This is a genomic window from Modicisalibacter ilicicola DSM 19980, from assembly GCF_900128925.1.
Lineage (GTDB): Bacteria > Pseudomonadota > Gammaproteobacteria > Pseudomonadales > Halomonadaceae > Modicisalibacter > Modicisalibacter ilicicola.
This window is the reverse complement of record NZ_FQUJ01000009.1, coordinates 50,092-68,686: the sequence shown is the minus strand read 5'-3', so window position 1 is coordinate 68,686 and position 18,595 is coordinate 50,092. Positions and strand designations below refer to the sequence as shown.

20 protein-coding genes are annotated in these 18,595 nt (G+C 65.2%); 11 read left to right on the top strand and 9 right to left on the bottom strand.

The features are described from left to right. The first annotated feature begins 53 nt into the window (after positions 1–53). Positions 54–1,328, top strand: a complete 1,275-nt coding sequence (locus BUA41_RS11230; protein WP_072822842.1) for a TRAP transporter large permease — start codon at positions 54–56, stop codon at positions 1,326–1,328. Positions 1,329–1,398: 70 nt separating this feature from the next. Beyond that, positions 1,399–1,836 (top strand): D-aminoacyl-tRNA deacylase, encoded by a 438-nt coding sequence (gene dtd / locus BUA41_RS11225; protein ID WP_072822840.1) that lies wholly within the window; start codon positions 1,399–1,401, stop codon positions 1,834–1,836. Between the two features lie 8 nt (positions 1,837–1,844). Here the strand turns inward: dtd and chaB are convergent, their stop codons facing one another. Together chaB and BUA41_RS11215 are read right to left on the bottom strand one after the other, a co-directional pair. Beyond that, positions 1,845–2,075, bottom strand: coding sequence for a putative cation transport regulator ChaB (gene chaB / locus BUA41_RS11220; RefSeq protein ID WP_072822838.1), 231 nt, complete (start codon positions 2,073–2,075; stop codon positions 1,845–1,847). 84 nt (positions 2,076–2,159) lie between these two features. Next, positions 2,160–4,076 (bottom strand): ABC-F family ATP-binding cassette domain-containing protein, encoded by a 1,917-nt coding sequence (locus BUA41_RS11215; RefSeq protein WP_072822836.1) that lies wholly within the window; start codon positions 4,074–4,076, stop codon positions 2,160–2,162. Positions 4,077–4,115: 39 nt separating this feature from the next. On the opposite strand from BUA41_RS11215, the gene BUA41_RS11210 reads away from it, so the two are divergent. From BUA41_RS11210 to BUA41_RS11200, 3 genes are all read left to right on the top strand, one after another. Next, complete coding sequence (locus tag BUA41_RS11210) at positions 4,116–4,616, top strand: TIGR02444 family protein (protein WP_084671450.1); 501 nt, start codon at positions 4,116–4,118, stop codon at positions 4,614–4,616. A gap of 84 nt (positions 4,617–4,700) precedes the next feature. Further along, a complete protein-coding gene (gene bamJ, locus BUA41_RS11205) occupies positions 4,701–5,417 on the top strand; it encodes a BamJ family beta-barrel-assembly machinery protein (protein ID WP_072822831.1) in 717 nt (238 codons plus the stop codon). A gap of 6 nt (positions 5,418–5,423) precedes the next feature. Beyond that, positions 5,424–6,467, top strand: a complete 1,044-nt coding sequence (locus BUA41_RS11200; RefSeq protein WP_072822829.1) for an extracellular catalytic domain type 2 short-chain-length polyhydroxyalkanoate depolymerase — start codon at positions 5,424–5,426, stop codon at positions 6,465–6,467. A 6-nt stretch (positions 6,468–6,473) separates the two neighbouring features. On the opposite strand, the gene BUA41_RS11195 is transcribed toward BUA41_RS11200, so the two are convergent. Both BUA41_RS11195 and BUA41_RS11190 read right to left on the bottom strand, forming a co-directional pair. After that, a complete protein-coding gene (locus BUA41_RS11195) occupies positions 6,474–7,082 on the bottom strand; it encodes an SCO family protein (protein WP_072822827.1) in 609 nt (202 codons plus the stop codon). Further along, positions 7,079–7,579: a hypothetical protein gene (locus tag BUA41_RS11190; RefSeq protein ID WP_072822825.1), complete on the bottom strand. Its 501-nt coding sequence runs from the start codon at positions 7,577–7,579 to the stop codon at positions 7,079–7,081. The genes BUA41_RS11195 and BUA41_RS11190 overlap by 4 nt, the downstream gene beginning before the upstream one ends. Before the next feature lie 110 nt (positions 7,580–7,689). Between BUA41_RS11190 and BUA41_RS11185 the strand changes: the two genes are divergently transcribed. Then, entirely contained in the window at positions 7,690–8,604 is a 915-nt protein-coding gene (locus BUA41_RS11185) for an AEC family transporter (protein WP_072822823.1), read from the top strand. A 223-nt stretch (positions 8,605–8,827) separates the two neighbouring features. Here the strand turns inward: BUA41_RS11185 and BUA41_RS11180 are convergent, their stop codons facing one another. Further along, positions 8,828–9,751 (bottom strand): LysR family transcriptional regulator, encoded by a 924-nt coding sequence (locus BUA41_RS11180; RefSeq protein WP_072822821.1) that lies wholly within the window; start codon positions 9,749–9,751, stop codon positions 8,828–8,830. A 96-nt stretch (positions 9,752–9,847) separates the two neighbouring features. Between BUA41_RS11180 and BUA41_RS11175 the strand changes: the two genes are divergently transcribed. Beyond that, complete coding sequence (locus BUA41_RS11175; RefSeq protein ID WP_072822819.1) at positions 9,848–10,954, top strand: DMT family transporter; 1,107 nt, start codon at positions 9,848–9,850, stop codon at positions 10,952–10,954. On the opposite strand, the gene trmB is transcribed toward BUA41_RS11175, so the two are convergent. Then, positions 10,852–11,574 carry a tRNA (guanosine(46)-N7)-methyltransferase TrmB gene (gene trmB / locus BUA41_RS11170; protein WP_072822817.1) on the bottom strand — a complete coding sequence of 241 codons (723 nt, stop codon included), beginning with the start codon at positions 11,572–11,574 and terminating at the stop codon, positions 10,852–10,854. The genes BUA41_RS11175 and trmB overlap by 103 nt on opposite strands. 62 nt (positions 11,575–11,636) lie before the next feature. After that, positions 11,637–13,142: an alanine/glycine:cation symporter family protein gene (locus BUA41_RS11165; protein WP_072822815.1), complete on the bottom strand. Its 1,506-nt coding sequence runs from the start codon at positions 13,140–13,142 to the stop codon at positions 11,637–11,639. 108 nt (positions 13,143–13,250) lie between these two features. Here BUA41_RS11165 and BUA41_RS11160 point away from each other — a divergent pair, with 108 nt between their 5' ends. After that, the gene (locus tag BUA41_RS11160; RefSeq protein WP_245791905.1) at positions 13,251–13,655 is read left to right on the top strand and encodes a DUF423 domain-containing protein; all 405 of its coding nucleotides are present in this window, start codon (positions 13,251–13,253) and stop codon (positions 13,653–13,655) included. 15 nt (positions 13,656–13,670) lie between these two features. On the opposite strand, the gene BUA41_RS11155 is transcribed toward BUA41_RS11160, so the two are convergent. Next, positions 13,671–14,087 carry a PaaI family thioesterase gene (locus tag BUA41_RS11155; protein WP_072822811.1) on the bottom strand — a complete coding sequence of 139 codons (417 nt, stop codon included), beginning with the start codon at positions 14,085–14,087 and terminating at the stop codon, positions 13,671–13,673. Between the two features lie 189 nt (positions 14,088–14,276). Between BUA41_RS11155 and BUA41_RS11150 the strand changes: the two genes are divergently transcribed. Next, positions 14,277–14,564, top strand: coding sequence for a hypothetical protein (locus tag BUA41_RS11150; protein WP_139249110.1), 288 nt, complete (start codon positions 14,277–14,279; stop codon positions 14,562–14,564). Between the two features lie 96 nt (positions 14,565–14,660). On the opposite strand, the gene BUA41_RS11145 is transcribed toward BUA41_RS11150, so the two are convergent. Then, a complete protein-coding gene (locus tag BUA41_RS11145; protein WP_072822806.1) occupies positions 14,661–16,871 on the bottom strand; it encodes a malate synthase G in 2,211 nt (736 codons plus the stop codon). A 199-nt stretch (positions 16,872–17,070) separates the two neighbouring features. Here BUA41_RS11145 and BUA41_RS11140 point away from each other — a divergent pair, with 199 nt between their 5' ends. Together BUA41_RS11140 and BUA41_RS11135 are read left to right on the top strand one after the other, a co-directional pair. Beyond that, on the top strand, positions 17,071–18,057 hold the full coding sequence (locus tag BUA41_RS11140) for an alpha/beta hydrolase (protein WP_072822804.1): 987 nt from the start codon (positions 17,071–17,073) through the stop codon (positions 18,055–18,057). Beyond that, positions 18,054–18,542: a hypothetical protein gene (locus tag BUA41_RS11135; RefSeq protein ID WP_072822802.1), complete on the top strand. Its 489-nt coding sequence runs from the start codon at positions 18,054–18,056 to the stop codon at positions 18,540–18,542. The genes BUA41_RS11140 and BUA41_RS11135 overlap by 4 nt, the downstream gene beginning before the upstream one ends. Positions 18,543–18,595: the final 53 nt, after the last annotated feature.

The window sequence follows — 18,595 nt, the reverse complement described above, 5'->3', positions numbered from 1 at the left end:
CACCCTTCCTCCATCGCTCCTTCAGAGAGGATCAACAACAAGGATAAGTACTCATGTGGACCGTAATCGTCATGCTGGTGCTGTTGCTGATGGGCCTGCCCATGATGGTGCCGCTGGTGGCGGGGGCCTTCGTGATCCTGTTCAGCGACTTCAGCTTCCTGAAACCCGAACTGTTCATGCAGCAGATGATCGGTGGACTCCAGCCGGTGGTGCTCACGGCGGTCCCCATGTTCATCCTCGCCGCGGACATCATGCTCAAGGGCAGCACCGCCCAGCGCATGCTCGATGTCATCGAGAGCTTCGTCGGCCATTGGCGCGGCGGCCTGCCGGTGACCACCGCGGTGGGTTGCACCATGTTCGGCGCCGTCTCCGGTTCGACCCAGGCCACGGTGGTCGCCATGGGACGGCCGCTGCGCCCGCGCCTGCTCGATGCCGGCTACAGCGACAAGTTCACCATCGCCCTGATCATCAATGCCTCGGACATCGCCCTGCTGATTCCTCCCTCGATCGGCATGATCATCTACGGTGTGGCCACCGGAACCTCGGTGGGCGACCTGTTCATCGCCGGCATATTGCCCGGCCTGCTGATCCTTGCACTGTTCTCGGTCTACTGTATCTGGAAGGCCAAGAAGCTGGGCATCGAGCCCCTGGCCAAGCACTCCTGGTCGGAGCGCTGGCATGCCATGAAGCGCGCCAGCCTGCCCGCCGGCTTTCCCATCATCATCATCGGCGGTATCTATTCGGGGATCTTCTCACCCACCGAGGCAGCCACGGTGTCGGTCATCTATGCCCTGTTCCTCGAGATGGTCATCTATCGCGGCGTGACCTTCAGCGATCTGCCCAAGGTGGCCTTCAGCACCGGACTGATCACCGCCGTGGTCTTCATCCTGGTAGGCGCCGGCGCCGGCTTCTCCTGGATCATCTCCTTCGCCAAGATTCCCGACGCCATCCTCGGCGGTTACATTCCCTACCTTTCCGACCACCCGGTCATGCTGCTGGTGGTGATCGCCGTCTCCTTCTTCGTCGGCTGCATGTTCGTCGATCCCATCGTGGTCATCCTGATCCTCTCGCCGGTGTTCGCCCCGGCGATCAGCGCCGCCGGGGTCGATCCGGTGCACGTGGGTGTGGTGGTCACCCTGCAGGCGGCGATCGGCTCGGCGACACCCCCCTTCGGCTGCGATATCTTCACCGCCGTCGCGGTATTCAAGAAACCCTACCTGGACATCATCAAGGGGACGCCACCCTTCATCGCCCTGCTGTTGCTGGCCACCCTGCTGGTCATCGTCTTCCCGCAGATATCGCTGTTCCTGCCGGAGCTGGCCAACTGAAGATACCATTCCAGCATGCGGCCCTCGCCACTCGGCGGGGGATTCTTCTTCGGCGAGTCATCGGTGAGACATGAAGGCACTGATTCAGCGGGTACAACATGCCAGCGTGGAGGTAGAAGGCCATTGCGTGGGTGCCATCGAACGGGGCCTGCTGGCCCTGATCGGGGTGGAGAAGGGAGACGACGAGACGCGAGCCGACAGGCTACTGCACAAGCTGCTGCACTACCGCGTCTTCGGCGACGACGCCGGCAAGATGAATCTCGATCTGCGGCAGGTCGACGGGGGATTGCTGCTGGTCTCGCAGTTCACCTTGGCCGCAGACACCCGCAAGGGGTTGCGACCGAGCTTCTCCAGCGCCGCCTCGCCAGACGAGGGAGAACGACTCTATCATTACTTGCGGCAGCAAGCCGAAGAACGCTGGCCGAAGGTCGCCGGCGGCGAGTTCGGGGCCGACATGCAGGTCAGCCTGGTCAACGATGGGCCGGTGACCTTCCTGCTGGAAAGCTGATCGTCCTCCTACTCCTTGGGATGCCACTTGTCGTCGTCGCCCTTCTCGTACTTCTCCTTGACCGCGGCCCAGGCCACGCGATGCGCGGTTTCCTCCCGGGAATCGTTGCCTCGGCGATCCTCGGGATCCTTGTACTCGTCCCAGGCGCTGTTGAAGGCCTCCTTGTAGATGGTCTGCGCCTTGGGCGGCAAGACGTTACGCACACCATCGGGCAGTTCGTCGCGCTTGTCGTAGGGCATGGCAATCTCCTTTTGACCGTCATCCGTTGCTCTCGCCCCCAGTCTAGCCAAGCGCCGGATCGTTGCCCAACAGCCTAGCCATGCTCAGCTCGGCGACAGCTCCGACTCGAGCCGCTCCAGCGCCTCTTCCGCTTCCAGCCAGTCGTGTTCCAGCGTTTCCAAGCGATTCTTGAGGTCGCCCTGGCGGGCCAGCAGGGTCGTCAGCTCCTCCTTGCGGGACGCATCGGTGTAGAGCTCGGTGTCGCCCAGTTGGGTCTCCACCCGGCCCAGTTCGTCGGTGGTTCGGGTCATGTCGCGCTCGAGCCGATCGCGTTCGCGCTTGAGCGGGCGCAGCCTCTCGCGCAGTTCGGCGGCAACCCGACGCGCCGCCTTGCGATCGGCTGCCGGCGCGTCGCCCGGCGATTTTTCCGGGCGAGCCTCGCGCCGCTCGGCATCGAGCCGCGCCTTGAGCCAGGCGCGATAATCCTCGAGGTCACCATCGAAGGGCGAGACCCTGCCGTCCGCCACGCACCAGAACTCGTCCACCGTGGCACGCAGCAGGTGACGATCGTGGGACACGATGATCACCGTGCCCTCGAAGGCGGCCAGGGCCTCGGTCAGGGCCTCGCGCATCTCCAGGTCGAGGTGGTTGGTGGGTTCGTCGAGCAGCAGCAGGTTGGGCTTCTGCCAGGCGATCAGGGCTAGTGCCAGACGCGCCTTCTCGCCACCGGAGAAATGCCCGACCTCGCCGAACACGTCGTCGCCCCGGAAGCCGAAGCCCCCCAGGAAGTTGCGCACAGCCTGTTCGCTGGCGGTGGGCGAAAGCCGTTGCACGTGCAGAAAGGGGGAAGCGGTGAGATCGAGCCCCTCGAGCTGGTGCTGGGCAAAGTAGCCGATGGCCAGGTGTTCGCCGGCGACCCGCTTGCCTTCGATCAGGGGAAGCTCGCCGGTCAGCGACTTGATCAGTGTCGACTTGCCGGCCCCATTGGGGCCCAGCAGGCCGATGCGCTGGCCAGGAAGCAGCGTCAGCTTGACGTCACTCAACAGCGGCGAGGTGTAGCCCAGCCTGGCCTGATCGAGCACCAGCAACGGGTGGGAAGTCTTGTCCGCAGACGGCAGGGTGAAGTGAAACGGCGAGTCGACGTGAGCCACGGCGATGGTCTCCATGCGCTCGAGCATCTTCAACCGGCTCTGGGCCTGGCGCGCCTTGGTCGCCTTGGCGCGAAAGCGCGCCACGAAGCGCTCGATCTCCTCGCGCCGCGCCTGCTGTTTGGCGGCCTCGGCCTGCTGCTGGGCGAGTTTCTCGGCCCGGGTGCGCTCGAAAGCGCTGTAGTTGCCACGATAGAGCACCAGTCGATGCCGATCGAAGTGCACGATGTGATCGCATACCGCATCGAGAAAGTCGCGGTCGTGGGAGATCAGCAGCAGGGTGCCGGGATATCGTATCAGCCACTGCTCCAGCCACAGCAGCGCATCGAGATCGAGATGGTTGGTGGGCTCGTCGAGCAGCAGCAGGTCCGAGGGCATGAACAGGGTCCGCGCCAGGTTGACCCGCATGCGCCAGCCCCCAGAGAACGCCGCCAGGGGCTGGTCGAGCTGAGCCTGGGTAAACCCCAGCCCGACCAGCAGCTGTGCCGCCCGGGCTGGCGCGCTGTAGCCATCGAGCGCCTCGAGCCTGCCGTGGAGCTCGGCCTCGCGATGCGCCTCGCCGTTCTGCCGGGCGCTTTCCAGGGCGGCCTGGGTGCCACGCAATTCGGCATCGCCGTCGAGAACGTAATCGTGAATCGAGCGGTCGAGCGTCTCGATCTCCTGGGCCATGTGCGCGATCCGCTGCCCGGCGGAGAGCTCGACCTGGCCGCGATCCGGTGTCAACTCGCCGAGCAGCAGCTTGAACAGACTCGACTTGCCGGCGCCATTGGGACCGACGATGCCGGCCTTGTGGCCGGCGTGCAGGGTCAGTTCCGCCTCCTCGAACAGGGGTTGGGTACCGCGTTGCAGGGCCAGTTGGCGCAGTGCGATCATGATGCCTCTCAAGCGTGGGATGGCGCAGCCAAGCAAAAAATGGACGATCATTCTAGCCGATTGTGGAATTACGCGCTGGTTCTCTACGCTCGCCGGCACGTGGCCGATGCCTGCCTGGCCTTGCAGGACGACCACGGCCTGGATGTCTGCGAGCTGCTGTGGGTGTGCTGGTTGGCGAGCCGGGGGATGGCCCCGGCGGAGGATGCCGGACGGGCCCTGGAGGGAGTAAGGGGCTGGCAGCGCGAAGTCACCCGGCCGCTGCGCGCTCAGCGCCGGGCCCTCAAGCCCCTGGCCAGGGACCGACCCGACATCGCCCGATTGCGTCAGACGATCAAGGAGGCCGAGCTGCTCGCCGAGCGTGAGGCCCTGAACCGGCTTCAGGCACTGGCCGAGGCCGGGCTGGGTGTTCGCCAGGCCTTGCCCGGTGACACGCTCATCGCTTCATTGCGTCACCTGGTCGCGGCTCGTCACCATGAGACCGACGAGGCACTGGCATGCCTCGCCCGGGCGGCGGGTGCGGAACCCGGGCCGCCCTGTTAGAGTCGCAGGTAACCGGTGAATACACTCACGAGTGTCGATACCGTCCCACGCATCGCATCTGTTACAGGAACTCAAGGAGCCTTCATGAAAACATTGGTGACCGCTGCCACCCTTGGCGCCATCCTGGGTGCCGCGCCACTGGCGCTCGCCGCCCCGGAGAGCGAGCAGGAAAGACTCAGCTACAGCATCGGCGTGACCCTGGGTCAGAGCCTGTCTCAGGACATCGAGGAGCTCGACGTCGATGCCTTCTCCCAGGCGATCAAGGACATCTATGCCGGCAACGAGCTCCAGATGAGCGACGAGGAGATGGCCAAGGCGCTCACCCAGTTCCAGCAGCAGAAGATGGCCGAACAGCAGGAAGAAGCCCAGAAGGCCGCCGAGGCCAACCGTGTCGAGGGCGAGAAGTTCCTGGAGGAAAACGCCGACAAGGAAGGCGTGAAGGTCACCGAGTCGGGTCTGCAGTACGAGGAACTCGAATCCGGTGACGGCGCCACGCCGGACCCCAAGGACACCGTCAGGGTGCACTACGAAGGCAAGCTGATCGACGGTACCGTGTTCGACAGCTCCTATCAGCGTGGCGAGCCGGTCGAATTCCAGGTCGACCAGGTCATCGAGGGGTGGCAGGAAGCCTTGCAGATGATGAGCGTCGGGGACACCTGGATGATCTACCTGCCTTCCGATCTGGCCTATGGACCCGCCGGCACCGGTGGCCCCATCGGCCCCAACGAAACCCTCACCTTCAAGGTCGAACTGCTGGGTGTCGAGGAAGCCAGCGACGATGGCGAAAGCGACGACGAATAAGCCTCGATGACGTTTCCGATCGCGCTCCTTCTCGTCTGGCTGACGCTACCGGCGTCGGCGGTGGCTGCCGAGGACGCGAAGGCGTCGCCCCTGGCGGTGCTCGATATCGAGCCCGAGGCCATCAGCGTGATGGGGGTCTCCTCCGGCGGCTACATGGCGACTCAGCTGGCGGTTGCCTGGCCTGAGCGCTTCTCCGGGCTGGCGGTATTCGCCGCCGGTCCCTGGGGCTGTGCCCAGGGAACGCTCGCCCTGGCGCTGACCCAGTGCATGAACACCCGGCTGGGTCTACCCGACCTGGCGACACTGGAAAACCGCCATGCGGCGTACCTGGAGAAGAACCAGGTGGGCAGCCCGGGGGCGCTGGCCAGGCAGCGCGTCTACCTCTGGCATGGGCAGCACGACGAGGTCGTCGATCCGCGCCTGACCGAGCTGCTGGCCGAGCAGTACCGGGAGTGGCTGGAAACGCCCGAGAGCCAGCTCGAGGTCGTGTACAGCGAAGTGGCGGCCCACGGCTGGCCGGTTGCCGCGAACGCCAGCGAAGGGGCGGATCTCGCGCCATGCACGCAAGGGGGCAGCCCTTACCTGTTACGTTGCAATTTCGATGGGGCCGGTCAGGCTCTGGAGTGGCTCTATCCGGAACGCCTGGAAGCGCCCCGGGGCGATGGCCGTGGCATGCTGATGCGATTCGACCAGACGGCATTCCACGAGGGGGGGCTGGCCGAGGAAGGCTATGTCTACATCCCCAAGACCTGCGAGGAAGGCGCGCCCTGCGCCCTGACCGTCGCCCTGCATGGCTGCTCGATGGGCAGCGCGCAGATCGGCGAGACCTTCGTGCGCCATTCAGGGCTCAACGCCTGGGCGGCGGAGAATCAGCTCGTCGTGCTCTACCCTCAGGCCAGGCCCAGTCTGCCCAACCCCAAGGGATGCTGGGACTGGTGGGGCTACGATGAGAGCAGCTGGCAGCGCGATCCCGGCTACGACAGCCGCCAGGGCCAGCAGATCCAGGCCCTCAAGGCGATGGTCGATCACATTGCCGGAAAACCGCAGTGAGTGACGTCAGCTTGCCGACAGCACCTGCTCCAAGGCGCTGGTCAGCGCCTGGGGCACCGGCGAGTACACCACCTGCTTGAGTATCTTGCCCTGGTTGTCGACGATGAACAGCGAGGCACTGTGATCGACGGTGTAGCCCATCGCCGAGTCGTCGGTATCCACCTTGCGCCAGAATACGCCATAGCGCTCGGCAATCTCCTCAAGCTGCGCCTGACTGCCGGTCGCACCGATGAACCGTGGCCCGAAATAGCCCACATACTCCTTCAGCCTCGCAAGATCGTCCCGCTCCGGATCCACCGAGATCAGCACCGGCACCACCCGCTGCCTCGCCTGCTCATCGAGCCGGGCCAGGGTCTGACGCACCACCGCCATGCTCAGCGGGCAGACATCGGGGCAATGGGTGTAGCCGAAGAACAGCACTGCCACCTGATCGTCGCCTAGATCACCCAGCGAGAATTCGCCCTGGGTGGAAGGCAGTGTCACGGGGCCGCCAGGAGGCGCCTCGTATCCATCGCCGGGTCGCTGCAGCATCACCCATGTCAGCACCAGCGCGATGACCAGCGCAACGGCGCCCAGCGCCATCACCCAACGCTGTACATGACTGAAATGGCTCATCCAGACCTCCGCCTCACCTCGATATCGAACCAGCTGCCCTTGCGCCCATCGGCGGTATCGACCAGCACCTTGATCCGCCAGGGCATCACCTTAAGGCTGCAGACCCCGAACTGGCCCAGCCCCCGGAAACGGTCAGCGCTCACGGCGTCTAGCACGAAGCGATGCAGCCCCATATCCATGCCGCGACCCTCGAACAATACCACGACCCGCTCGGCCTCGGCCCCCTCGAGCCGCACCTCGATCGGCAGCGGCTCGAGGGGTGCGATCTCGCTGCCCAGGGCGAGGTGCAGCCTGGCCTGCTCGCCCAGCGGGGCGTGACAAGCCCCACGATGGAGATTGCAGGGTGTCTCGGGAGGGTACCACGCGATATCCTTGCCGCCACTGCGCAGGTAGTGAGCGAACAGATACCACACGGCCATGAGCAGTATGGCCAGCGTGATGACCGTCAGCAGATTGCGCAGCGGAAACGTGCCACTGTCACCGATTCTTGGTTGCATGATGATGAGGGGATCCCGGCGGACACAACGAATGGATGATGAGCTTACCAGCCATCATGCCCGGGCGGACGTGAACGGTTGTCGCAGGGCAGGCCTGTTGAGGAGATGACATGACCGGTGTCGAAAACGCGCTCGGCCCGCTGTTCCTGTTGATACTGCTGGGCGCCCTTTTCGGCTGGCTGCGCTGGCCGGCGGGAGACTTCTGGCCTCGCCTCGAGCAACTGATCTATTTCCTGCTCTTCCCCGCCATGTTGCTGGCCACGCTGGCCACCACCGACGTCTCCCAGGTTCCCGTCGGCCGCCTGGCCCTGGTGCTGCTCGGCACCATGGCACTTTTCGCCACGCTGCTGTGGGGCCTGCGTGCGCGACTGCGAATCGATGCCGCGGCCTTCACCTCGGTCTTCCAGGGTGCCCTGCGCTTCAATACCTACGTCGGTGTCGCCGGTGCCGCCGCCCTTCACGCTGACGCCGGCACCACCACGGCCGCCGTGGCGGTGGCATTGCTGGTACCGGTGGTCAATGTCCTCTGCGTGGCGAGCTTCGTCGCCGCCGGCACGCTGGGGCCGTCGAGCGTGACCAAGAGCCTGTCCGCGCTGGCACGCAACCCGCTGATCCTGGCCTGTCTCGGCGGCATCCTGCTCAACCTCAGCGGTATCGGCCTGCCGGGGTGGAGCGAGAAGGCGGTCACCCTGCTCGGCCGCGCGGCCCTGCCGCTGGGGCTGGTGGCGGTGGGCGTGGCGCTGCGCCCCCAGGCACTGATGCGGCTCGACCGTGGCGTGTGGGCGGCAAACCTGGTCAAGCTGATATTGATGCCCGCCGTGGTGGTGGCCCTGGCCCTGCTGATCGGCCTGGACGCGGTGAGTCGCGACATCGTCCTGCTGTTCGCCGCCCTGCCCACCGCGACATCGGCCTACATCCTGGCACGCCAGCTGGGTGGCGATGCGGAACTGATGGCCGCGTTGATCACCGGTCAGACCTTGCTGGCGATGATCACCCTGCCACTCTGGCTCTCTCTGGTGGGGTGAACCGCATCCCGGCAGCTAAATAAAAAAGATTCTCATTTTTCTTGACGCCCTGAATGAGAATGGTTATCTTGCAGGTGTGGCGTTCGCCAGACGCCGCTTTCCATCGCAGAGAAGGCTGATCATCGGGATCGATTTCCCTGCCATGGTTATCTCCTCATCAAGCTAGTCACGGTCTTGTGCGGCGATTCTCATGAATCGCCGCTTTTTTCGATTTCTCCACGAATCAGCCCTTGCGCGTGTTATCGGAACGCTCGCCGGGCCAGGGCGCGCGCCGGTGAAGGCGCTCGCGCAGCAAGGCGGCCAGCGCCTCGACCGCCGGTCGCGAATCCGCGGCGATGCGCTGACCGAAATAGAGCTTGGCTTCTCCACCATGCAGGGAAGGCAGACCATCGCTTTCGTCCAGCACGCGCATGGCCGGGGTCAGGCGGCGACGATCGAGGATACCGACCGCCAAGCCCGACTCCACCGCCGTTTCCAGGGCATTGATGCTGGTGCTGGTGAATACCGCGTACCAGGCCCTGCCGATCGCTTCCAGGGCCTCGACTCCCAGCGCACGATAGGGGCAGTCCACGGGATGCAGGGCCAGGGGCAGGGGCTGATCGCCCTCCAGGCGCGCCTCCCGGGCGGCGGCCCACACCGGTGTTGTTCGCCACAGGGGCTCGCCGCCTCGCAGCCGATTCTGCCGGTCGAGCAGCACCGCCAGGGTCAGCTCGCCTCGCTGCAGGCGCTTGATCAGCTCGCCACTGGTGGCCGTCACGGCCTCCAGGAGCACGTCCGGATGACTGGCGAGGAATTCCGGCAATATCTGTCCCACCAGCTCGCTGGCGTAATCCTCCGGCAACCCGAAGCGTACCGTACCGCTCAACCCCCGGCCGGTGAAGCGTGCCAGAAGATTGTCGTGCTGGCGCAGCAGCTCCCTGGCTTCACGCAACAATGCCTCGCCGGTGGGTGTCGGACTCACCCCCCGTGCCCCGCGCAGGAGCAGGCGCGTGTCCAGATGCTCCTCCAGGCGCTTGATCTGCATGCTGATGGCGCTGACGGTGCGGTTGCGCTGATCCGCGGCGGCAGCCAGCGTGCCCTGCTGGGCGACTACTACGAAGCTGCGCAGTGCCTCGAGATCCAGTGCCCCGGTCGAGACTTCAGTCATATTGAACACTCAGTGAAATAAATATCGATTCATTGAACACTCTAGAGGGTCCAGACTTGCCTCGCTACCATTCAACTGCGACAAGGGAGGCTATCTATGTCCTGGCTCTATCGACGCGGATGGCGTCTCGCACTGCCCCCACGCTCCGCCACGCTGCCACTGGGCGGTGTCGTCATCGCAACGGGGTTCGTGCTGTGCTGGAGCAGTGGTTTCGTCGGCAGCCGCCTGGCGGTGGCCATCGATACGCCTCCCTTGGCCCTCTATGCCTGGCGCTTCGCCCTGGCGACGGCATTGGCAGCACTCTGGTGGCTGCTTCGTGCCCTGGGAGAAGGCAGCGGACGCATTTCCGCAAGAGAGCTGCGTGGTGAGCTGGCCAGCGGCAGCCTGACGGTAGGCCTCTACCTGCTGGCCATGCTGGTGGGTATCCAGCAGGGGGTCAGTGCCGGCGTCGCCTCCTTGATCGGCGCCTTGCAACCTCTGGCCGCCGCGACCCTTGCCGCCCTGTGGCTGAACGAGAGGAGTTCCCGCGTTCAATGGCTTGGCATGCTGGTGGCGACCCTGGGGGCTGGGCTGTGCGTGCTCGATGACGCCCGGGGGGTAGGCGGGGCCCCGATCTGGGCCTACGGCCTGCCGGTCCTGGCGGTGGCGTCGGTGACCCTGGGCAGCGTGATGACGGCTCGCCCGGACCGCGGCTTGCCTCTGGAGGCACGCCTGACCTTGCAACTGGCGGCCGCGACGGGGGTGTTTTTCGCCGCCGCATTGCTTCTTGGGGAGGACGGGATCGCCCCACCGGCCATATCCCGGGAGTCTCTCCTGGTGATGGCCTGGCTGGTGGTGCTGGCAACCTTCGGCGGCTACGGTTTCTTCGTCCAGGGGCTCTCACGCTTTGGCGTGACACGCCTGTCGACCCTGATCTACCTGACGCCGGCGGTGACGCTGGTGTGGACGGCGCTGCTGTTCGACGAACTGCCTGGCCTGCTGGGCGGCCTGGGCATGATCGTGGCCGCCCTGGGAGTGCTTCTGACGTTCGGCGATCCCGGGAAGCAAGGAAGCGGCGCGAGCGTTCGCGCGCCGCGCCATGAACCGGCGGCGCCGGGCACTCAGGCCTCCCGGGCGAAGATCAAGTCCCAGACGCCATGGCCGAGCCGCTCGCCGCGGGCCTCGAACTTGGTCGAGGGACGGAACTCGGGGCGGGGCACGTAAGGCGCCGTGTCTTCTTCCGCCGTATTGCGATACCCCCGCGCATCGGCCATCACCTCGACCATGTGCTCGGCGTAGGCTTCCCAGTCGGTCGCCATGTGCAATACACCGCCGGGTTTCAGCCGCGTGCGCGCCAGTTCGATGAAGGCGGGTTGGACGATGCGCCGCTTGTGATGCTTCTTCTTCGGCCAAGGGTCGGGAAAGAACAGCTGCACCGCATCGAGGCTCGCTTCCGGCAGGCAGCGCGACAGCACCTCCAGCGCGTCCTCGCGGTAGACCCGCAGGTTGGTCAGGCCGCGCTTGTCGGCCTCGTCGAGCAGCTTGCCGACGCCCGGGGCATGCACCTCGATGCCGATGAAGTCCACCCCGGGGTGCGTCTCGGCCTGTTCGACCAGCGACGCCCCCATGCCGAAGCCGATCTCCACGATCCGCGGCGCGTGGCGCCCGAACAGGCGATCCAGATCCTGGTGGCCGTCCTCTACACGCAGCCCCAGCCGGGGCCACACCTCTTCCAGCCCCCGGGTCTGGGCGGTGGTCATGCGTCCGGCCCGCAAGACGTAGCTCTTCACGCCGCGCCTGGGTCGCAGGCTCGTCCCGTCGTTACCGTTCGTTTCGTCGTTCATACCCTGGTTTTCTGACTCAAGCATCGATGCGTTCGTGACCGCGTCCCGTGAGGGGCGATAGTTTACCTTCGTTGCTCGCCGCCGACATCCTCATGTTTCGGAGGCCATACATCCCCATCGACCAGCTCGGGCTTCTTCAATACGCGCGGATCGAAGACCGGCTCGTCGTGGCCCTCGCGACGCTGACGCTCGTAATCCTTGAGCAACCGCAGCCCGACGGGAGACAGCAGGAGGATGGCGAACAGGTTGGTGGTGGCCATCAGCCCCATGGAGAGATCGGCGAAGTTCCACACGAAGGAGAGCTTGGCCACCGAACCGATCATCACCATGGCCAGGATCACCCAGCGAAATGTGTGATCCGCCTTCCTGGCATGGCCGCGAAACAGGTACTCGATGTTGACCGCGGAGAAGGAGTAATTGGCCAGTACCGACGTATAGGCAAAGAACAGGATGATGATGGCGATGAAGACCTCGCCGAAATAGCCCAGGTGGTCGACCATGGCGTCCTGGGTCAGCTTGATGCCTTCGATGGACGCGCCGGCGGAACTGCTCAGCAGTTCGTCGTAGACACCGGAGAGCAGGATCACCACCGCCGTGCAGGAGCAGACCACGATCGTGTCCACGAAGACCCCGAAGGACTGCACCAGCCCCTGGGCAGCCGGGTGCTTGACGCTGGCCTGGGCGGCGGCGTTGGGGGTGGAACCCATGCCTGCCTCGTTGGAAAACAGCCCGCGCTTGATGCCGTTCTCCATGGCCACCTTGATCGAATAGCCTACCGCGCCGCCGACCGCGGGACCGTAGCCGAAGGCGCTCTTGACGATCAACGTCAGCATGTCCGGCACGGCGGTGAGATTGGTGACGAGAATCCATATCGAGACCAGCAGGTAGGCGATGGCCATGGCCGGCACGATCTTCTCGGCGGTGCGCGCGACGGATTTCAGGCCGCCGAAGATGACCAGTGCCACCAGGCCCACCAGCACCACGCCGGTGATCCAGTTGGGCACCCCGAAGGCGCCGTTCATGGCCTGGGCGATGGTATTGGACTGGGCCGCGTTGAAGGCCAGCCCGTAGGCGATGACCAGGAACACCGCGAACAGCGCGCCCAGCCAGCGCCAGCCCAGCCCTCGCTCGATGTAGTAGGCAGGACCGCCGCGGAAGACCCCATCCTCGTTGGTGTGCTTGTAAAGCTGGGCCAGGGACGATTCGATGAAGGCGGTGGCGAAGCCCACCAGGGCGGTGACCCACATCCAGAAGATCGCCCCGGGCCCGCCGACCCACAGGGCGATGGCCACCCCGGCCAGGTTGCCGGTGCCCAGACGTGCCGCCATCGAGGTGGCAAAGGCCTGAAACCCGCTGACACCCCCGTTGGCCCCCCGGGCGCTGATCGTCACCTTGGCCATGTGACGGAACATCCTGAACTGCATTCCCCGGGTCATGACGGTGAAGAACAGTCCCGCGCCCAGCAGCAGATACACCAGGATGTAGCTCCAGATGAAATCGCTGACCGGGTTCATGACAGCATAGATGCCATCGCGCAACGGCACGATGAACGAAAGGAGGGCTTCCATGGCATTATTCTCCTGAATTTGTCTTGCGCCTGATCGAAAGGATAGCGACGCAAGGCACATTGCGAAACGTTGACGCTGGAAAGTTTTTGATCGACGGGGAGTTGAGGGATGAGACGACTACCGGGAAATGTCGACATGCGCGAGCGCTTGCTCTGGGTCGCCGCCGCCTCGAGCGGCTTTGTCATGGTGCTGGCCGGCGCCTTCGGCGCCCATGGCCTGGAAGGGCAGGTCAGCGAGCGGTTGCTCGCGGCCTTCGAGACCGGGGTGCGTTACCAGGCCTGGCATACCCTGGCGATCCTGCTGATACTGATCCAGCGACAACAGCAGGCGACGCCCGGGCAGCTCCTGGTTCTGGGACTGTGGGCCACGGGCATTCTGCTGTTCTCGGGATCGCTCTATCTGATGGCCCTGACCGGCGTTCGCGCCCTGGGCATGATCACCCCGATAGGCGGGGTGTCGTTCCTGGCCGGCTGGCTGGCCCTGGCGGCAGTCGTCTGGCGAACCAGGCTTTGATAACGACGTCGGATGCTAGTCGTCCCGGTCGGGCAGGGCATAGGTGGCCGTCACGATCGCTACCGGATCATTGTCACCGGCAGAAAACAGTTCGACCTCGCCCACCGCCAGGCGACGCCCCAGCTTGACCACCCGGGCATTGGCGATCAGATCGCGATCGCCCCGGGCGCGGCGCAGGAAGTGACAATTGAGGTCCGTGGTCACCGCCATGGGTTCCGGCCCGATCTGGGCCAGGATCGCCACGTACAGGCAGACATCCGCCAGGCCCATCATGCTGGGACCGGACACGCTGGCGCCGGGGCGCAGGTGTTCATCCTCGATGGCCAGGCTCATGGTGGCGCGCATCTCATCGACGCCCTCGATGGTTCCCTGACGTTGGGGGAAGACCTCGTCGAGAAAGTCCTCGATGGCGGCGGCGGTCATCACGGTCATCTGTGTTCTCCTGGCATTAGCGAACCCGAGGCCTCACGATAGCGTAACCGGCGATCGCGGCACAGCCTTGGCCAGGACGAGGCCGTCCACGTGGCCCTCAGGCAAGGAATCGAGCCGTCCTGCCGGTTGCGTGTCCACTCGAAAAGCGCTTGGTTTAAGAAGCCAGACAAGACAACAAGGAGAGTCCACGTGCCAACCCGCCTATTCATGCTGCTGCTACTCGCCTTCACGTTGCTGAGTGCGCCTCTCATGGCTCAGGAGACCCCCTCTCACGACGGGGAGGCTCGATCGCCCAGCGAGGCGACCGAGAAGATGGAAGAGTCCCTCGATCGGTCCAAGCCGACGGAGGATGGTGCCAAGCAGGCGCCCTCCGGCAACGCTCAGCCGGAAGAGAACTGGTTTGGCTGCAAACCCGACAACAGCGAGCAGCAGGCATCCTGCGACGATCGACGCGACGAGCGCGAGGAAAAGGAGTGAAACGGACTGAAGCACGGGAGGCCCCGCCGCTCCATGACGGCGAGGCCTCCCGCTTTTCCGACAGCGAGTTCCCCTCTCGGAGGAAACTTCGTCTGCCTAGTGCCCCTTGGCCTTGTGTACCGCCCGCCAGTGGTGCAGCAGCGGCTCGGTGTAGCCCGAGGGTTGCTCACGGCCCTTGAAGATGAGGTCCGTCGCGGCCTGGAAGGCGGTGGACTCCTCGAGGTGCGAGGTCATCGGCGTGTAGCCCGGATCACCTTCGTTCTGCTTGTCGACCACGGCGGCCATGCGCTCGAGGGTCTTCTTGACCTGGGCGGCACTGACCACGCCATGGTAGAGCCAGTTGGCGATGTGCTGGCTGGAGATGCGCAGGGTGGCCCGGTCCTCCATCAGTCCCACGTCGTGGATGTCCGGGACCTTGGAGCAGCCCACGCCATGCTCGACCCAGCGCACCACGTAGCCGAGGATGCCCTGGCAATTGTTGTCGAGTTCCTGCTGGATCTCGTCTTCCGACCAGTCGGCGCTCTCGACCACCGGCACCGTGAGCAGGTCGTCGAGCAGATCCGAAAGACCGTGACTCTTCAGCTCGTGCTGCACGGCACCCACGTCGACCTGATGGTAGTGCAAGGCGTGCAGCACCGCGGCGGTGGGCGACGGCACCCAGGCGGTGTTCGCCCCGGCCTTGGGGTGGCCGATCTTCTGCTCCAGCATGGCGGCCATCAGTTCCGGCATCGCCCACATGCCCTTGCCGATCTGGGCGCGACCGCGCAGGCCGCAATCCAGGCCGACCTGGACGTTGTTGCGCTCATAGGCGTCGATCCAGGTGCTGTGCTTCATGTCGCCCTTGCGCAGCATGGGACCGGCTTCCATGGTGCTGTGCATCTCGTCGCCGGTGCGATCGAGGAAGCCGGTGTTGATGAACACGACCCGACTGGCGGCCTCGTGGATACATGCCTTGAGGTTGACGGAGGTACGGCGCTCCTCGTCCATGATGCCCATCTTGAGGGTATTGCGCGGCAGACCCAGCAGGTCCTCGACCCGCTCGAACAGGGTGTTGGAGAAGGCGACCTCCTTGGGGCCATGCATCTTGGGCTTGACGATGTAGACCGACCCGGTGCGGCTGTTCTGGATGCCCTTCGACGCCCCCGGATCGCCGCCGCCCAGGACCCGGGTCTTCTTCAGGTCGTGCATGGCGATCAGGCTGGTGACGATGCCGTCCAGCAGTCCTTCGGGCACTTCGTTGCCGTCGCCGTCGAGCATCGCCGGGGTGGTCATCAGATGGCCGACGTTGCGCACGAACATCAGTGAGCGACCGGGCAGCGTCAGGGCGTCGCCATCGGGATCGGTGTAGGTGCGATCGGGATTGAGGCGGCGGGTCTGGACCTTGCCGTTCTTGTCGATCTCCTCCTGAAGCGTGCCCTGCATCAGGCCGAGCCAGTTGCGGTACACGCCGACCTTGTCCTCGGCATCCACCGCGGCCACGGAATCCTCGCAATCCATGATGGTGGTGATGGCGGCCTCGACCACGACATCCTTGATGCGCGCCGCGTCGGTGCGCCCGATCGGATGCTCGGCGTCGAACTGCACCTCGAGGTGCAGACCGTGCTGAGTGAGCAGGATCGCGCTGGGCTTGTCGGCCTCGCCCTGATAGCCGACCAGTTGATCGGGGCGCTCGAGACCGGTTTCGCGGCCCCCCTCGAGAGAGACCACCAGCTGGCCGTCGCGCAGTGCATAATGCACGGCATCGCGGTGGGAGGCGCTGGACAGCGGCGCGGCCTGGTCGAGCACGTTGCGCGCGTAGGCGATGACCTTGGCGCCGCGCTTGGGGTTGTAGTCGCGGCCGATCTCGGCGCCATCGTCCTCGCTGATGGCATCGGTGCCGTAGAGGGCGTCGTAGAGGCTTCCCCAGCGTGCATTGGCGGCATTCAGCGCATAGCGGGCGTTGCTCACCGGCACCACGAGTTGCGGGCCGGCCTGGACGGTGACCTCGTCGTCGACGTTGGCGGTGGAGGCCTCGACCCGGTGCGGGGCATTCACCAGATAGCCGATCTTCTTCAGGAAGTCGCGATAGGCGGCCAGGTCGCGCACCGGGCCGGGATGCTCGCGATGCCAAGTGTCGAGCTCGCTCTGCAGGCGCTCGCGTTCCGCCAGCAGTTCGCGATTGCGGGGCGCCAGCTCGTGAATCAGGGCATCGACCCCGGCCCAGAAGGCATCGGCATCGAGCCCCGTTCCCGGCAGGGCCTCCTCATTGAGGAACCGATCGAGTTCGGAAGCCACCTGAAGGCGATGGCGGGAGATGCGTTGTGACATGAAAAACACTCCTGGTGTGCTGCTATCACCCGATCAGCGGCGATAGGTAGTCCGTTGTGACAACGACGGTTATGGAAATGGCTTCCACATAGTACCCGAAACAGGGCTCGGGTGGCGATCCACTTGACCAATGGTTAATAAGGACTTTTCGTGTTCCGGCCCCATTCGGGCTAGCATGAGAGCGTACAGGGAGAACTCGATGATCGACTTCGCACCGCTGCAAGCCCTGGGGCCGCTGGCTCCCGTCAATGAACCACATTCCTCTGCGCTGATCCATTATCTCGATCATTACCGGCTGACGCCGCTGCTTCGAGACAATGTGGGTCTGTATGCGGGATTCGTCGATACGCGACACTTTCGGCTCTGGGCCCAGGTATGGTCGCCCGAACAGCCCCGCGGCACCGCCTTCGTCGTCCATGGCTACTTCGACCATCTGGGGCTTTATCGCCATCTGCTCGAACGCCTGCTGCGCCAGGGTTTTCGCGTCGTCCTGTGGGACCTGCCCGGGCACGGGCTGTCCAGCGGGCCCCGGGCGACCATCGACGACTTCGAGGAGTACGGCGCCTGCCTGCAGGCCTTGCAACATCGACTGACCCAGGACGAGCTGGCGCCACGCCCCTGGATCGGCCTCGGCCAGAGCACCGGAGCATCGATTCTTGCCACCGATGCCTTGATGCAGGGCGCCACCGCCCCCTGGCAGGCCCTGGTGCTGCTGGCCCCGCTGGTGCGCCCCTGGGGCTGGCCGCAATCAAACTGGCTGCATCGCCTGGCGAGCCCCTTCATCGACTCGATCCCGCGCACCTATCGGCCCAACTCCACCGACGACGACTTCGTCGCCTTCCTGCGCGAGGGGGACCCCCTTCAGGCCGATCGGCTTACCCTGACCTGGGTCACCGCGATGCGCCGCTGGATGACGCACATGCTGACACTCCCGGCCAGCGACGTGCCGGTGCTGATCCTGCAGGGAGAGCAGGACCTGACCGTCGACTGGCAATGGAACCTCGAGGTGCTGCAGCGCAAGTTCCCGGCAGCCCGGGTCCACTGCCATCCGGAAGCACGGCACCATCTGGTCAATGAAGCCGACATCATCCGCGAATCGCTGTTCGACGAACTCGATGGCTTCGTCGACGAGATCGAGCAGCGCTGCCACTACTCTTCCAGCACTCACCAGCCGGCCGCTCTATGAGACTCGGGCCTCTTCTCCTCCTGCTGCTGGCGAGTCTGGCGGCCGGGTGTGCCAGCGAACCGGAGCGCCCCACCACCCAGCGTCAGGCGCTTTACGGGCTGGGCGAGCGGGCCGCCCAGGCGGTGGTCGAGGCCCCCGACTGGGCAGCCCCGACCGAGGAGATCGTGCTGTTGCTGGCGCGCCCGGACATCGACACGGGCCTGGGCGTCGATACCGAGCACTTCCGCGAGACCCTGACCCGGGCGCTGCTGGCCCAGGACGACGGCCCCCAGGTACTCAATTGGGTGCCCTCCATGGCGGACGCCTCCTCGCCGGACAATCAATGGCTGCTGAAGAGCCAACTGGTCGCGCAGGGGCCGGCCCTGCGGCTCTCCGACCGCGAGCTGCTGCCCTATCGCCTCGAGCTCTCCCTGTTCAGGCCCGGTTCCGCCAACCCTCGCTGGCGCCAGGTCATCGATGGCGCACTGGATGCCAGCGCCTTGTAGGCACGTGTCTCGGACGCCACAATGAGGAATACCCCTTTCCCTCGCCAAGGAGC

Excerpts from the sequence above, each read along its gene's own strand:
- BUA41_RS11230 (WP_072822842.1), top strand. The coding sequence starts at position 54 with ATGTGGACCGTAATCGTCATGCTGGTGCTGTTGCTGATGGGCCTGCCC.
- dtd (WP_072822840.1), top strand. The coding sequence starts at position 1,399 with ATGAAGGCACTGATTCAGCGGGTACAACATGCCAGCGTGGAGGTAGAA.
- chaB (WP_072822838.1), bottom strand. The coding sequence starts at position 2,075 with ATGCCCTACGACAAGCGCGACGAACTGCCCGATGGTGTGCGTAACGTC.
- BUA41_RS11215 (WP_072822836.1), bottom strand. The coding sequence starts at position 4,076 with ATGATCGCACTGCGCCAACTGGCCCTGCAACGCGGTACCCAACCCCTG.
- BUA41_RS11210 (WP_084671450.1), top strand. The coding sequence starts at position 4,116 with ATGGACGATCATTCTAGCCGATTGTGGAATTACGCGCTGGTTCTCTAC.
- bamJ (WP_072822831.1), top strand. The coding sequence starts at position 4,701 with ATGAAAACATTGGTGACCGCTGCCACCCTTGGCGCCATCCTGGGTGCC.
- BUA41_RS11200 (WP_072822829.1), top strand. The coding sequence starts at position 5,424 with ATGACGTTTCCGATCGCGCTCCTTCTCGTCTGGCTGACGCTACCGGCG.
- BUA41_RS11195 (WP_072822827.1), bottom strand. The coding sequence starts at position 7,082 with ATGAGCCATTTCAGTCATGTACAGCGTTGGGTGATGGCGCTGGGCGCC.
- BUA41_RS11190 (WP_072822825.1), bottom strand. The coding sequence starts at position 7,579 with ATGCAACCAAGAATCGGTGACAGTGGCACGTTTCCGCTGCGCAATCTG.
- BUA41_RS11185 (WP_072822823.1), top strand. The coding sequence starts at position 7,690 with ATGACCGGTGTCGAAAACGCGCTCGGCCCGCTGTTCCTGTTGATACTG.
- BUA41_RS11180 (WP_072822821.1), bottom strand. The coding sequence starts at position 9,751 with ATGACTGAAGTCTCGACCGGGGCACTGGATCTCGAGGCACTGCGCAGC.
- BUA41_RS11175 (WP_072822819.1), top strand. The coding sequence starts at position 9,848 with ATGTCCTGGCTCTATCGACGCGGATGGCGTCTCGCACTGCCCCCACGC.
- trmB (WP_072822817.1), bottom strand. The coding sequence starts at position 11,574 with ATGAACGACGAAACGAACGGTAACGACGGGACGAGCCTGCGACCCAGG.
- BUA41_RS11165 (WP_072822815.1), bottom strand. The coding sequence starts at position 13,142 with ATGGAAGCCCTCCTTTCGTTCATCGTGCCGTTGCGCGATGGCATCTAT.
- BUA41_RS11160 (WP_245791905.1), top strand. The coding sequence starts at position 13,251 with ATGAGACGACTACCGGGAAATGTCGACATGCGCGAGCGCTTGCTCTGG.
- BUA41_RS11155 (WP_072822811.1), bottom strand. The coding sequence starts at position 14,087 with ATGACCGTGATGACCGCCGCCGCCATCGAGGACTTTCTCGACGAGGTC.
- BUA41_RS11145 (WP_072822806.1), bottom strand. The coding sequence starts at position 16,871 with ATGTCACAACGCATCTCCCGCCATCGCCTTCAGGTGGCTTCCGAACTC.
- BUA41_RS11140 (WP_072822804.1), top strand. The coding sequence starts at position 17,071 with ATGATCGACTTCGCACCGCTGCAAGCCCTGGGGCCGCTGGCTCCCGTC.
- BUA41_RS11135 (WP_072822802.1), top strand. The coding sequence starts at position 18,054 with ATGAGACTCGGGCCTCTTCTCCTCCTGCTGCTGGCGAGTCTGGCGGCC.